The organism is Microbacterium sp. NPDC076768 (genome assembly GCF_040687205.1).
Lineage (GTDB): Bacteria > Actinomycetota > Actinomycetes > Actinomycetales > Microbacteriaceae > Microbacterium.
The window spans coordinates 311,520-324,923 of record NZ_JBFBMU010000003.1; the positions used below are offsets into that span (position 1 = coordinate 311,520).

Genomic DNA, 13,404 nt, shown 5'->3' on the forward strand with positions numbered 1-13,404 from the left:
CACACCAGCCTAACGACCGTCACCGACATCTCGGCGTGCTCTGTGCAGCTCGGAGAGAAGCCGTTGGGCAAGCGGTGTGCTCGGGTCTGCGGGCCGCGGCGTGAACGCCTCCAGGTCTGCGAGCTCTGCCTCGGCAGCTTTGAGCGCGCGCTCTGTTTGCCACCGACGACTCCAGGTAGCAGCATCCCGTGCCTCACGCGCTTCGCGCACACGGATGCGTGCGGCGGTGAGAAGAGCGAGGTGTTCTTGAATACGGCGTTCGGAATCTGTCTGTTCTTGCAACGGAATGTCGCGGTCTTTCGCCGACACGGCAATCCATGATGACGCCACCAGCATGACGACGCCGTTGATGCGGAACCACAGCAAGAGCCCGATGAAGATCGCAAACGTCGCGAGCAGGGGATTCGATGGGGTGTAGCTCAACAGGTAACCGGCGCCGTACTGCAGCACCGTCATTGCTCCGCCACCGAGAAGTGCGCCCGGCCAGATGGTGCGCCACCGCAGGGAGATGCCGGTGAGGAAACGGACCATTGCGGCCAGTGCGGTGGACAACAGTGCAAAAGAGATGAGGACCGTGCCGAGCCGGATGCTGCTGTTCAGTCCCTCGGAACCGAGGTCCCAGCCGAGCTGCGCCAGAGCCCAGCTCAAAACGGCGGCGCTTGCAGAGCTGAGAAGAGATCCGACGATCAGTGACACGCCAAAAAGGAGCGCGGCCAGGAAGTCGCGTGCCTTCAAGAACACGACGTTTCGGCGGTCGGGTTCGAGGCCGAACATGTCTCGCGTGGCGCGACGAGAGAACGTCACCCAGCCGATGGCGGTCCAGATCACGGTGCCGAGCGCGATAAGGCCGGTGATGCTGAGAACCCCGGTCGTGCTCGCCGCAATCTCCTGCACCTGCTTGGGGGTGGCCAGACCGCCCTCTGGTGCGATCAGATTCGGGATGTAGTGATTGATCATATTGATCATGCTGTCCACTGCCTCGGTGCTGCCGCCGAGCCAGAGACCGGCGATTGCAAACGCCAGGTAGATCGCCGCGAAGATGGCGAAGAGCGCTTGGTAGCTCACACCCGCAGCAAGGAGAAAACCATTCCTTTGCAGAAAGTGGCGCCATACACGCACCGGAAACAGCGCCATTGTGCGCTGTGTGAGGGCTGTCGCCCGCTCAACGGCTACATCAAGGCGACCAGAGTCGCTCGGGGAGCCATCGGATTCAGACACTGTCACACCCTATCCAAGCTGTGGGAACGGAGAGAACAGGCGACAACGTGAGAACAGGCGGTCCCGAAGCGGGACCGCCTGTTCTCACGTTATTGCCTGGTGCGGCGCGTCAGGGACGCCCGCGAAGAATGGCCTGCTTCACCTCGGCGATGGCCTTGGTGACCTCGATGCCACGCGGGCACGCCTCAGAGCAGTTGAAGGTCGTGCGGCAGCGCCACACGCCTTCCTTGTCGTTGAGGATGTCGAGGCGGACCGCCGCGTTGTCATCGCGCGAGTCGAAGATGAAGCGGTGTGCGTTCACGATCGCTGCGGGGCCGAAGTACTGCCCATCCGTCCAGAACACGGGGCACGATGAGGTGCACGCAGCGCAGAGGATGCACTTGGTGGTGTCGTCGAAGATCTCGCGATCTGCGATCGACTGCACGCGCTCCTTGCGCTTTTCGGGCACGGAGCTCGCGACGAGGAACGGCTGCACTTCGCGGAAAGACGCGAAGAACGGCTCCATGTCAACGACGAGGTCTTTCTCCAGCGGCAAGCCCTTGATGGCTTCGACATAGACAGGCTTCGAGATGTCGAGGTCTTTGATCAGTGTCTTGCAAGCCAGGCGATTACGGCCATTGATGCGCATGGCGTCAGAACCACAAATGCCGTGTGCACAGGAGCGACGGAAGGTCAACGTGCCGTCGACTTCCCACTTGATCTTGTGCAGCGCGTCAAGGACGCGGTCGGTGGAGTAAAGCTCAACGTCGTAATCGACCCAGTGCGGCTCCGAGTCGATCTCCGGATCGAAGCGGCGAATGTTGAACGTGACGATGAAGGACTGAATGCCCGTTTCTTCTGCGGTGTTGGCAGGTGACTCTGCGATGGCGGTCGACATGCTCAGTACTTCCTCTCCATCGGCGGGTAGTTGAACTCACCCTGATCGTTCTTCGTGAACACGACAGGCTTCCAGTCGAGCTTGATGTGGTCACCCGGGTCAGACGAATGAGCGTCACCGGTCAGGTAAGCCATGGTGTGCTTCATGTACTTCTCGTCGTTGCGCTTGGGGAAGTCGTCTCGCATGTGGCCGCCGCGGCTTTCTTCGCGGTTCTGTGCGGCGTAGACGACAACCTCTGCAATGTCGAGGAGGAAGCCCAGCTCGACGGCTTCGAGCAGATCGGTGTTGAACCGCTTGCCCTTGTCGTCAACGTGGATGTTCAGGTAACGATCGCGGAGCTCAGCGATCACGCCGAGCACATGCTGAAGCGACTCGTGCGTGCGGAAGACCTGCGCGCCCTTGTCCATCTCGTCCTGCAAGGCCTTGCGGAGCACAGCGATTCGCTCGGTGCCCTGGTTGTTGCGCAGACCCTCGATCATGTCGGAGACGAATGCGGCCGGGTTTTCTGGCAACGGAACGAACTCGGCGGTCTTGACGTACTCCACGGCGTTTCGGCCGCTGCGCTTGCCGAAAACGTTGATGTCAAGCAGTGAGTTGGTGCCGAGGCGGTTGGCGCCGTGCACCGACACACAGGCACACTCGCCAGCGGCGTAGAGACCGGGAACGACAGTGTCGTTGTCGGCCAGCACCTCACCGTTGTTGTTGGTGGGGATGCCACCCATTGCATAGTGTGCGGTCGGCATCACCGGCACCGGCTCCACCACGGGGTCAACGCCCAGGTAGGTGCGAGCGAACTCGGTGATGTCGGGGAGCTTGGTCTCCAGCACCTCTGCACCCAGGTGGGTGCAGTCCAGCAGGACGTAGTCCTTTTCTGGCCCGGCGCCTCGTCCCTCAGCGACTTCCTGAACCATGCAGCGGGCGACGATGTCACGCGGTGCGAGGTCTTTGATAGTCGGGGCGTAGCGCTCCATGAATCGCTCACCAGAGGCGTTGCGCAAAATAGCGCCCTCTCCTCTGGCGCCTTCAGTGAGCAGGATGCCAAGGCCAGCGAGCCCGGTGGGGTGGAACTGGAAAAACTCGAGGTCCTCCAGGGGGAGGCCCTTGCGCCAGACGATGCCGACGCCGTCACCCGTGAGGGTGTGCGCGTTGGAGGTCGTCTTGAAAATCTTGCCGAAGCCTCCGGTCGCGAAGATGATGGCCTTCGCCTGGAAGACGTGCAACTCGCCAGTGGCGAGGTCGTAGGCGACGACGCCGGAAACCTGCGTCTTGCCGTCGGCGTCCTTCACCGTGAGCAGGTCGAGAACGTAGAACTCGTTGAAGAAGTTGATGCCGAGCTTGACGCAGTTCTGGAACAGCGTCTGCAGAATCATGTGACCGGTGCGGTCTGCGGCGTAGCAGGCGCGACGCACTGGCGTCTTGCCGTGCTCTGCCGTGTGGCCGCCGAAACGGCGCTGGTCGATTTTGCCCTCTGGGGTGCGGTTGAAGGGGAGGCCCATGTTCTCGAGGTCGATGACCGCCTCGATGGCTTCCTTCGCCAGAATCTCCGCGGCGTCCTGGTCGACCAGGTAGTCGCCACCCTTGACAGTGTCAAAGGTGTGCCACTCCCACGAGTCTTCCTCGACGTTCGCGAGCGCTGCCGCCATGCCACCCTGCGCAGCTCCCGTGTGGGAACGCGTCGGGTACAGCTTGGAGATCACTGCGGTCTTCGCTCCGGAGCCCGCCTCGATGGCGGCACGCATGCCGGCACCGCCTGCGCCAACGATGACGATGTCGAACTGGTGGTAGTGCACGCCGTCGCGAACGACGGATTCCTGCGTCTCGTTAGTCACTTCTTCTTTAGCCTTCTTCTCAGTTCCCGACGATCGCGGCGCATTCAGACCAGAGGACGCTGTCCTCGGTCACACCCAGGCACGGGTCGAATGTGAAAACGACGAGCGTGCCGAGGATGATGAGCAGGCCAGCGGCCAGCCCAAGCGCCCAAACCAGAGCCTTGCGTGCGGTGTTGTTCGTTACGTAGTCGTTGACGATCGTGCGCATGCCGTTGGCGCCGTGAATAAGGGCAAGCCACAGCATCAATACGTCCCACCACTGCCAGAACGGCGTGGCGAACTTGCCGGCGATGAAAGCGAAGTCGAGGGCATGGATACCTTCGCCGACCATGAGGTTGACGAAGAGGTGGCCGAAGATCAGCACGACGAGCACGACGCCCGACACGCGCATGAAGATCCAGCCCCATTTTTCAATGTTGACGCCGCGGCGGCGGCGCACCGGGGCAGCAGAGACGGTCTGAGCAGACATCGTCATTCCCCTCCGAATCCAGCGAACGCGAGCATCAGGTGGCGGGGCACGAAGCCGGCCATGATGATGCCCCACACCAGCAAGACGCCCCAGAAGAGCTGACGCTGGTACTTGGCGCCCTTCGACCAGAAGTCGACGGCGATGATGCGCAGGCCGTTCATCGCGTGGAACACGATGCCAGCCACCAGCACAACCTCACCCAGAGCCATGATGGGGTTCTTATATGTGCCGATGACGGCGTTGTACGCCTCCGGCGACACCCTGATCAGCGCAGTGTCCAACACATGCACCAATAGGAAGAAGAAGATAGCGACTCCGGTGATGCGATGAAGCACCCACGACCACATACCTTCGCGACCCCGGTAAAGGGTTCCGCGCGGTGTCTTTGACGTGGTTTCCGAAATCGACGGTGTCAAGCGTGCGCTTGTGGACACGGTCGTCCTCCCTGGATCGATGTGACTCGGTCGCGTGCTGCGCTTGTTCAAGTGTGAGCCTGTCGAAGTTTCAGGCACGCCCGATCATCGTCCATCCTATTCCCGCCAGAGAGCCATGGGCGACGAAGGGGAGCCTAAGTGTCTCGATATGGACACGGCCGCTACGGCTACCCTGTGAGGGTGAGCGCACCCATCAAGGATTTCTACGCAGTGATTCCCGCCGGCGGCATTGGCAGCAGGCTGTGGCCGCTCTCCCGTGCCGATGCACCAAAGTTTTTGCACGATCTCACCGGATCGGGGCATTCGTTGCTCCGTGACACCTGGGATCGGTTGGAGCCGCTCACCGGCCCCGACCGGATCGCGGTAGTGACGGGACGCGCTCATCGCGCTGCCGTCGAAGCGGAGTTGCCTGGGATCGCCGACCTCAATGTGTTGTTGGAGTCGGAGCCGCGAGAGTCTGCGGCGGCGATCGGCTTGGCGGCAGCGGTACTTCATCGCCGTGAGCCCGATGTGATCATCGGTTCCTTCAGTGCAGATCACGTGATTCGCAGCACCCGGGTGTTCGAGTTCGCCGTGCGTGATGCGGTGGAGGTCGCGCGTGAGGGCTATATCTGCACAATCGGGATCACGCCCTCGGAGCCGGCGATCGGATTCGGATACATCAAGAAGGGTCCGGAGCTCGTGGTCGACGGAGCGCGCGAGGCCGCACTCGTGGAGAGCTTTGTAGAAAAGCCCGACCTGGAGACCGCGAAGGAGTACCTCGCTGACCGCGGATATCTCTGGAACGCTGGCATGTTCATTGCGAAGGCCAGTGTTCTTCTCGATGAGATCGCGGCAAACGAGCCGGAGTTGCACGCTGGTCTCTTGGAGCTGGCAGAAGCGTGGGATGACCGTGACAAGCGCGGACCAGCGGTTGACCGCATCTGGCCACGGCTGAAGAAAATTGCCATCGACTACGCCGTCGCAGAACCCGCGGCGCGGCGAGGGCGACTTGCGGTGGTTCCAGGGCACTTCGATTGGGATGACGTGGGGGACTTCGCCTCGCTGACCAAGCTCATCACCAACGGACGCAAGAACGACCTCGCTGTCCTCGGGCCGAATGCGCGAGTGCTGACCGATGGTGCCAGTGGCATTCTCGTGAGCCAGACTTCGCGCGTGATCAGCCTTGTCGGAGTCAAAGACATCGTGGTGGTCGATACCCCTGACGCTCTTTTGGTCACCACGGTGCAAGACGCGCAGCGTGTGAAGGGTGTCGTGGAGTCGCTCAAACTGAGCGGCCGCGGCGACGTTTTGTGAGCTGCGCTCCGATGAGCAACCATGCGTGCTCATCGGTGTGCTTGATTTCAGCTTGGTAACCATTGGCCAGCTGTCGCGGCGGCGACGTGCACAAAAGTTGAAACAGTAGGTAAATTTGACCGATCCGCGATGGCCGCGGTTTCGCTGAGGGAGGCATCAGTTGACCATCTCCACCACCAAGAAGCTGCTGGGCGCGACCATCGCCGCCGGCGTTGTCTTTGCACTTGCCGGCTGCGGCGCGGCCCCTGAGGAATCCGGAAGCGACGGCGAAGCCGCAACGCCCGACTTCCTCCCTTGCATCGTCTCGGACGAGGGCGGCTTCGACGACAAGTCGTTCAACCAGCTCTCCTTCGAAGGTGCAACGCAGGCTGCCGAAGAACTCGGCGTCGAGCTGAAGGACGTTCAGTCCAACGCCGAGACCGAGTACGGCCCCAACATCACCAACCTCGTTGACGAGAACTGCAACGCGATCGTCTCGGTCGGCTTCGCCCTTTCGGCCGCTACGGTCGAGGCTGCGACAGCTAACCCCGACGTCGACTTCATCCTTGTTGACGACGCAGCGGACAACGACTTCGACGGCACCAAGGACGCCGAAAACGTCAAGCCGCTCCTTTACGACACGGCTCAGGCCGCCTTCCTCGCTGGCTACCTTGCCGCTGGATACTCCGAGACCGGCAAGGTCGGCACCTTCGGTGGACGCGAGTTCCCGACCGTCACGATCTTCATGGACGGATTCAAGCAGGGCGTTGACTACTACAACGAGGCCAAGAGCGCCGATGTTGAGGTTGTTGGCTGGGACGGCACGACGGGTTCCTTCACCGGTGGCTTTGAGGCCAACCAGGACGCCAAGCAGGTCGCGGTAAACATCCTCGACCAGGGCGTCGACGTGATCTTCCCGGTCGGTGGACCCATCTACCAGTCGGCTCAGCAGGCGATCAAGGAGTCCGGCAAGGACATCGCCCTGATCGGTGCAGACGCTGACCTCTTCGAGACCGACCCGAGCACCTCCGACATCGTGCTCACCTCGGTGCTGAAGGCGATGGACCTCTCCACGTACGAGGCTGTGCTCTCGAGCGGCAACGGCGAGTTCGACCCTGAGGCTTACGTTGGCACCCTGGAGAACGAGGGCGTCGGCATTGCCGATCTGCACGAGTTCGCAGACAAGGTCGACTCCGACCTGCAGGATGAGCTGACGCAGCTGCGCCAGGACATCATCGACGGAAACGTCACGGTTACCTCGTACCTGAGCGAGTAACACCCGAAGAACAGGGAGGCCGGCTCGTGCCGGCCTCCCTGTTCTGTTCTGCCGGGAGATCGCCCGGCACTCCGGTCTGCTGAATAGGATCGATTACATGAAGCTTGAACTCCGCGGCATCACGAAGCGCTTCGGCGCTCTGACAGCCAACGACCATATTGATCTCACTGTTAACGAGGGTGAGATCCACTGTCTCCTTGGCGAGAATGGTGCCGGAAAGTCGACGTTGATGAACGTCCTTTACGGGCTCTACCAGGCCGACGAGGGCGACATTCTGCTGGACGACGTCGCCCAGCAGTTCGCCGGCCCCGGCGACGCGATGGCCGCAGGAATTGGCATGGTGCACCAGCACTTCATGCTGATTCCCGTCTTCACGGTCGCCGAGAACGTCATGCTCGGCCACGAACAGACCCGCTTTGGCGGACGTCTTGATCTTGCTGCTGCTCGCGCAAAGGTGCGCGAGATCTCTGCACGCTTCGGATTCGACGTCGATCCAGATGCGCTCGTCGAAGATCTTCCGGTCGGCCTCCAGCAACGCGTCGAGATCATCAAAGCCCTGTCGCGTGAGGCGAAGGTTCTCGTGTTCGACGAGCCGACTGCCGTCCTTACCCCGCAGGAGACAGATGAGCTGATGGCAACGATGCGCCAGCTCAAGTCGCAGGGCACCTCGATCGTCTTCATCACCCACAAGCTCCGCGAGGTGCGCGAGGTGGCAGATCGGATCACCGTCATCCGCCTCGGAAAAGTCGTCGGCGAGGCATCGCCCACAGCCTCGAACGAGGAGCTTGCTTCGCTGATGGTGGGGCGTGCTGTCGAACTCACCGTGCACAAAGACGCTCCGAACCTGCGCGACAACGGGCTTGCTGTGCAGGGGCTCACTGTCACTGACCGCGTAGGCACCGTGCTCGTCGACGACGCCTCGTTTGAGGTGCGTGGGGGAGAAGTCCTCGCAATTGCTGGCGTGCAGGGCAACGGTCAGACAGAACTGACCGAAGCCATTATTGGGCTGCAGGATCACGTGCGCGGCAGCATCCGTCTCGATGGTGCTGAGCTGGTTGGACGCACAGTGCGGCAGATCCTCGACGCCGGTGTCGGGTTCGTTCCAGAGGACCGCAGCGTCGACGGTCTCGTCAAAGAGTTCTCTATTGCAGAGAACCTGATGCTCGACCGCTCCTTCGGCGGTGAATTCGTCTCGGCAGGAACAGTGCGCCGTGCCGCCCTCGATGAGTTCGCACGCGCGAAGATCGTCGAGTTCGACATCCGCACCCAGGGTTCTACCCAAGCAGCTGGCCGCCTCTCCGGCGGTAACCAGCAGAAGGTTGTGCTGGCGCGCGAACTCAGCCGCGAACTCTCGCTCTTTGTCGCAGCGCAGCCGACCCGCGGCGTGGATGTCGGCTCGATTGAGTTCATCCACAAGCGCATCATCGACGCCCGTGATGCGGGCGTCCCTGTCATCGTGATCTCGACCGAGCTCGATGAGGTGGCGGCCCTCGCTGACCGAATTCTTGTGATGTATCGCGGACGTGTGGTGGGCATCGTGCCTGGCGACACGCCTCGTGACCAGCTCGGCCTGATGATGGCCGGCATGAAGGGAGCACGCGCATGAGCGCCGCAGAGCCCGCCGGCCCTCTCGCAGACCCGGAAACCGCTGTCGCCCCCTCGCGTTGGCGCGTGGCCTTCCAGCGCGTCGTCTCCGGCAACGGCATCATCTCGGTTCTCGCTGTCCTGATCGCTGTGGTGGTCGGGTCGATCATGATCGCCGTGACCAACGACGATGTGCAGGAAGCCGCAACCTACTTCTTCGCTCGTCCAGGCGACCTGATCGGCGCAGTGTGGAGCGCCGTGTCTGGCGCATACGCCGCACTTTTCCGTGGTGCGATCTACAACTACAACGCCGATGACTTCCTCACCGGCATCCGCCCGCTGACGGAAACCTTGAGGTTTGCGACGCCGCTGATTGCCGCAGGTCTCGGTGTGGGACTGGCCTTCCGTGCCGGTCTCTTCAACATCGGTGGTCAGGGCCAGATGCTGATGGCCGCTGCCGCAGCCGGATACGTGGCGACGCAGTTCGAGCTTCCCTTCCCGCTGCACCTGATCGCCGCGCTGCTGGCAGGCATGCTGGCCGCCGCGCTCTGGGCCGGCATCGCGGGACTGCTGAAAGCCAGAACCGGCGCACACGAGGTGATCACCACGATCATGCTCAACAACATCGCCATCTACCTGTTGGCCTGGATGCTGGCGACCCAGGGAATTCTGCAGGCACCGGGGTCGAACAACCCCAAGACCGCGCCGATGCCTGACTCCTCTGTGCTGCCGCTCATTCTCGGTGACCGGTACAAGCTGCACTTCGGATTCCTCATCGCCCTTGTTGCCGTGGCATTCGTCTGGTGGCTGCTGGAGCGTTCATCGCTCGGATTCCGCTTCCGTGCAGTGGGGGAGAACCCCGCAGCGGCGAAGGTCGCCGGTATCGATGTCGGACGCATGTACCTCACGGTCATGCTCATCGCCGGGGCGCTTGTCGGAATCGCAGGCGTCAGTCAGGTGCTCGGCAGTGAAACGAGTGGATTTGGTGGTGCTATCGACGCCGGTATCGGCTTCGATGCGATCACCGTCGCGCTGCTCGGACGCTCCTCGCCGCTGGGCATCCTGGGTGCAGGGCTCCTCTTCGGCGCCTTCAAGACCGGTGGGTTCACCATGCAGTCCTCTCAGGGCATCCCGATTGAGATTGTGCTCGTCGTCCAGTCCCTCATCGTGCTGTTCATCGCGGCACCGCCGCTTGTACGTGCGATGTTTGGTCTCCCACAACCGGGGCGTCAGTCTCCGAAGAAGAAGACTCGAAAGACCACCGCGTCGAAGAAGGAGGAGGTGTCCGCATGAGCGTCGCATCCACCGCTTCCTCGCAGATCGAAGCACCTCGCACAGTCACCGTTGTCTCGTGGAAAGCACCGATCATTTTCGGTGTCTTCACCGTGCTGTTCGCGCTGTTGCCGCTGCTTGCTCCGCGCGAAGGTGCCACCACCTTCCGCTTGGCATCAGGCGCCGCGTTCTTCACCGTGCCTGACATTGTGCTCCCGGCCAACGTCACGGCGTGGGTGTGTGTCGTCATCCTCGCTGCCTCGACAGCCTTCGCCGTCTTCCTGGTAAACGCACAGCGCTCCACCCCGATGTGGCTTGTCGTCGTGTACGTCGCTGCGCTGCTGCTTGGCTTCCTCGCCTGGGCAGCCGCAGGGGCGACGCTCCCCATGATCGGCCTGCTGGGCGGTGCGCTTGCGCTCGCCACCCCGCTCATCTTCGGTGCACTCGGCGGCGTGATCGGCGAACGTGCTGGTGTCGTCAACATCGCCATCGAGGCACAGCTGTTGGCCGGTGCGTTCTCGGCGGCGATTGCCGCTTCCGCTGCGGGCACCCCCTGGGCAGGACTCGTCGCCGCAATGGGCGCCGGAATGCTCGTCGCCCTCGTGCTCGGACTCTTCACCATCACCTACTTTGTTGACCAGGTGATCGTGGGTGTCGTGTTGAACGTGCTGGTGATTGGTCTCACCACGTTCCTGTTCCGCCAGGTGCTGGCTCCGAACACAGAGACCCTGAACAGCCCTGACACGTTCAATGCGGTCGCTATCCCGTTCCTGAGCGAGATCCCGATCATCGGGCCGATCCTGTTCCGGCAGTCTTTCATCGTGTACCTGATGTACTTTGTGGTCGCGCTTGTATGGTTCGGGCTGTACCGCACCCGTTGGGGACTGCGTCTGCGTGCAGTGGGTGAGCACCCACAGGCTGCCGACACCGTGGGCATCAAGGTGCTGGCCACGCGCTACCGTGCCGTGTTGCTCGCCGGTGCCGTTGCTGGCCTCGGCGGTGCGTTCTACACGCTGGTCGCAGTGCCGCGCTTCAACCAGGAGATGACAGCAGGCGCGGGCTTTATTGCCCTCGCAGCCGTGATCTTCGGGCAGTGGGATCCGATCAAAGCCACCCTGGCGGCATTGCTGTTCGGGTTCGCTACGAACCTGCAGGGTGTGCTCAGTGTTATCGGCTCGCCGGTGCCCAGCCAGTTCATGCTCATGCTGCCGTACGTCGTGACGATTTTCGCTGTGGCTGGTCTTGTCGGTAAGTCTCGTGCACCCGCCGCAGACGGCAAACCGTACATCAAGTCTTAGGACTGACGGGAAGAAGGAAAGATCGCAATGACGGATATCGACTGGGACGAGCTCCGCCAGGTCGCCACTGACGCCATGACGAAGGCGTATGCACCGTACTCCCGCTACCGGGTGGGTGCTGCGGCACTCGTTGGTGATGGCCGTATCGTCGCAGGGTGCAACGTCGAAAACGCGTCGTACGGAGTGACGTTGTGCGCGGAGTGCGCTCTCGTCGGCGACCTGCACATGTCAGGTGGCGGCCAACTGGTGGCCTTCGTGTGCGTGAACAACGATGGGCAAACGATCATGCCGTGCGGGCGCTGTCGCCAGCTGCTGTTCGAACATGCCATGCCAGGGATGCTTTTGGAGACGGTCTCCGGTATCCGCACAATCGATGAGGTGCTGCCGGATGCGTTCGGTCCATCAGCCCTTCGACAGGCTCAGGGACCAGGGGCGCAGGCTCAGGGACCAGGGGCGCAGGCTCAGGGACCAGGGGCTCAGGCTCAGGGATCAGAAGGAGAAGCACGATGACAGACCCACAGGCTCACGGAGCCATTGAGCCGTTCGATGCCGTTGACGTTATTCGCGCAAAGCGCGATGGTGGTGTCGTGCCAGAGCCAGCACTGCGGTGGATGGTTGATGCGTACACCAGGGGATACGTCTCCGACGCGCAGATGGCATCGTTTGCGATGGCCGTTCTTCAGCGCGGGATGGAGCGCGACGAAATTCGCGTCCTGACCGACGCGATGATCGCCTCTGGAGAGCGGATGAGTTTCGCATCGCTCGGAAAGCGCACCGTCGACAAGCACTCCACTGGCGGAGTGGGCGACAAGATCACGCTGCCGCTTGCGCCGCTGGTCGCCTCGTTCGGTGTGGCAGTGCCGCAGCTGAGTGGACGCGGTCTTGGGCACACCGGAGGCACGCTCGACAAGCTCGAAGCGATCCCCGGCTGGCGAGCCGCGCTGAGCAACGAAGAGATGTTCGCCCAGATGCAGGGTGATGTCGGTGCCGTGATCTGTGCGGCAGGTTCAGGCCTCGCCCCCGCAGATAAGAAGCTCTACGCTCTCCGCGACGTGACAGGCACGGTGGAAGCAATTCCGCTGATTGCCTCGAGCATCATGTCGAAGAAGATCGCCGAGGGCACAGACGCTCTGGTCCTGGACGTGAAGTTCGGTTCAGGGGCGTTCATGCAAGACATCGATCGTGCCCGCGAGCTTGCGCGCACGATGGTCGCGCTGGGCACAGACTCAGGCGTGGCGACCACAGCGTTGCTGACAGACATGAACGTTCCGCTCGGACTCGCGATCGGTAACGCGAACGAGGTCCGTGAATCGGTGGAGATCCTGGCCGGTGGTGGCCCCGCAGATGTGCGCGAACTGACGATAGCGCTGGCACGAGAAATGCTCGCACTTGCAGGGCAACCCGATGCTGATGTCGAAGCTGCCCTCGATGATGGACGCGCGATGGACAGCTGGAAGGCCATGATCCGCGCACAGGACGGCGACCCAGACGCGGCACTGCCGACGGCGCGCGAGACGCATCAGGTACTGGCGACGACCGACGGTATCGTCACGCGGATGGACGCGCTGCCCTTTGGTGTGGCGGCGTGGCGCCTGGGCGCAGGGCGCGCCCGTGCGCAAGACCCTGTGATCTTCGAAGCGGGCATCGACCTGCATGCCAAGCCGGGCGACCGGGTGGTGGCAGGCCAGCCGCTGTTCACACTCTCTGCGGCGGACGACGCGCGATTCGCGCGGGCACTCGACGCCCTCGAAGGGTCGTGGGAGATTGCGGATGCCGCCGCGGCGTCTTCGTTCCAGCGGGGACCGATCGTCCACGAGCGCATCACAGCGTGAGCTGTGACCACTAGCCTGAACTGAGCACTTCCGCGACCGA

11 protein-coding genes and 1 pseudogene are annotated in these 13,404 nt (G+C 62.5%); 7 read left to right on the forward strand and 5 right to left on the reverse strand.

Annotated features, from left to right (window positions below; genetic code table 11):
- Positions 1 to 9: 9 nt before the first annotated feature.
- From AB0O87_RS13655 to sdhC, 5 genes are all read right to left on the reverse strand, one after another.
- Complete coding sequence (locus AB0O87_RS13655; RefSeq protein ID WP_363517085.1) at positions 10 to 1,218, reverse strand: YihY/virulence factor BrkB family protein; 1,209 nt, start codon at positions 1,216 to 1,218, stop codon at positions 10 to 12.
- A 109-nt stretch (positions 1,219 to 1,327) separates the two neighbouring features.
- A complete protein-coding gene (locus tag AB0O87_RS13660) occupies positions 1,328 to 2,095 on the reverse strand; it encodes a succinate dehydrogenase iron-sulfur subunit (protein ID WP_363517088.1) in 768 nt (255 codons plus the stop codon).
- Positions 2,096 to 2,097: 2 nt separating this feature from the next.
- On the reverse strand, positions 2,098 to 3,924 hold the full coding sequence (gene sdhA, locus AB0O87_RS13665; RefSeq protein ID WP_363517091.1) for a succinate dehydrogenase flavoprotein subunit: 1,827 nt from the start codon (positions 3,922 to 3,924) through the stop codon (positions 2,098 to 2,100).
- A gap of 19 nt (positions 3,925 to 3,943) precedes the next feature.
- On the reverse strand, positions 3,944 to 4,393 hold the full coding sequence (locus AB0O87_RS13670; protein ID WP_363517094.1) for a succinate dehydrogenase hydrophobic membrane anchor subunit: 450 nt from the start codon (positions 4,391 to 4,393) through the stop codon (positions 3,944 to 3,946).
- Positions 4,394 to 4,395: 2 nt separating this feature from the next.
- Positions 4,396 to 4,827, reverse strand: coding sequence for a succinate dehydrogenase, cytochrome b556 subunit (gene sdhC / locus AB0O87_RS13675; RefSeq protein WP_363517097.1), 432 nt, complete (start codon positions 4,825 to 4,827; stop codon positions 4,396 to 4,398).
- Positions 4,828 to 5,007: 180 nt separating this feature from the next.
- Between sdhC and AB0O87_RS13680 the strand changes: the two genes are divergently transcribed.
- The 7 genes and pseudogenes from AB0O87_RS13680 to AB0O87_RS13710 all read left to right on the forward strand — a co-directional run bounded on the left by AB0O87_RS13680 (position 5,008) and on the right by AB0O87_RS13710 (position 13,364).
- Positions 5,008 to 6,123, forward strand: a complete 1,116-nt coding sequence (locus AB0O87_RS13680) for a mannose-1-phosphate guanylyltransferase (RefSeq protein ID WP_363517100.1) — start codon at positions 5,008 to 5,010, stop codon at positions 6,121 to 6,123.
- A gap of 160 nt (positions 6,124 to 6,283) precedes the next feature.
- Positions 6,284 to 7,378: a BMP family ABC transporter substrate-binding protein gene (locus tag AB0O87_RS13685; RefSeq protein ID WP_363517103.1), complete on the forward strand. Its 1,095-nt coding sequence runs from the start codon at positions 6,284 to 6,286 to the stop codon at positions 7,376 to 7,378.
- 97 nt (positions 7,379 to 7,475) lie between these two features.
- Entirely contained in the window at positions 7,476 to 8,984 is a 1,509-nt protein-coding gene (locus AB0O87_RS13690; RefSeq protein ID WP_363517106.1) for an ABC transporter ATP-binding protein, read from the forward strand.
- Positions 8,981 to 10,255 (forward strand): ABC transporter permease, encoded by a 1,275-nt coding sequence (locus tag AB0O87_RS13695; protein ID WP_363517109.1) that lies wholly within the window; start codon positions 8,981 to 8,983, stop codon positions 10,253 to 10,255. Before AB0O87_RS13690 ends, AB0O87_RS13695 begins: the two co-directional genes overlap by 4 nt.
- Positions 10,252 to 11,532, forward strand: coding sequence for an ABC transporter permease (locus tag AB0O87_RS13700; RefSeq protein ID WP_363517112.1), 1,281 nt, complete (start codon positions 10,252 to 10,254; stop codon positions 11,530 to 11,532). The genes AB0O87_RS13695 and AB0O87_RS13700 overlap by 4 nt, the downstream gene beginning before the upstream one ends.
- Positions 11,533 to 11,559: 27 nt before the next feature.
- Positions 11,560 to 11,934: pseudogene (locus AB0O87_RS13705) on the forward strand (cytidine deaminase); the annotation flags it as partial.
- Positions 11,935 to 12,038: 104 nt separating this feature from the next.
- Positions 12,039 to 13,364 (forward strand): thymidine phosphorylase, encoded by a 1,326-nt coding sequence (locus tag AB0O87_RS13710; RefSeq protein WP_363517115.1) that lies wholly within the window; start codon positions 12,039 to 12,041, stop codon positions 13,362 to 13,364.
- The last annotated feature ends 40 nt before the right edge of the window (positions 13,365 to 13,404 follow it).

Bases quoted from the DNA above. Each gene is read 5' to 3' on its own strand.
- AB0O87_RS13700 (WP_363517112.1), top strand. From the start codon at position 10,252: ATGAGCGTCGCATCCACCGCTTCCTCGCAGATCGAAGCACCTCGCACA.
- AB0O87_RS13710 (WP_363517115.1), top strand. From the start codon at position 12,039: ATGACAGACCCACAGGCTCACGGAGCCATTGAGCCGTTCGATGCCGTT.
- AB0O87_RS13695 (WP_363517109.1), top strand. From the start codon at position 8,981: ATGAGCGCCGCAGAGCCCGCCGGCCCTCTCGCAGACCCGGAAACCGCT.
- AB0O87_RS13690 (WP_363517106.1), top strand. From the start codon at position 7,476: ATGAAGCTTGAACTCCGCGGCATCACGAAGCGCTTCGGCGCTCTGACA.
- AB0O87_RS13670 (WP_363517094.1), bottom strand. From the start codon at position 4,393: ATGTCTGCTCAGACCGTCTCTGCTGCCCCGGTGCGCCGCCGCCGCGGC.
- AB0O87_RS13660 (WP_363517088.1), bottom strand. From the start codon at position 2,095: ATGTCGACCGCCATCGCAGAGTCACCTGCCAACACCGCAGAAGAAACG.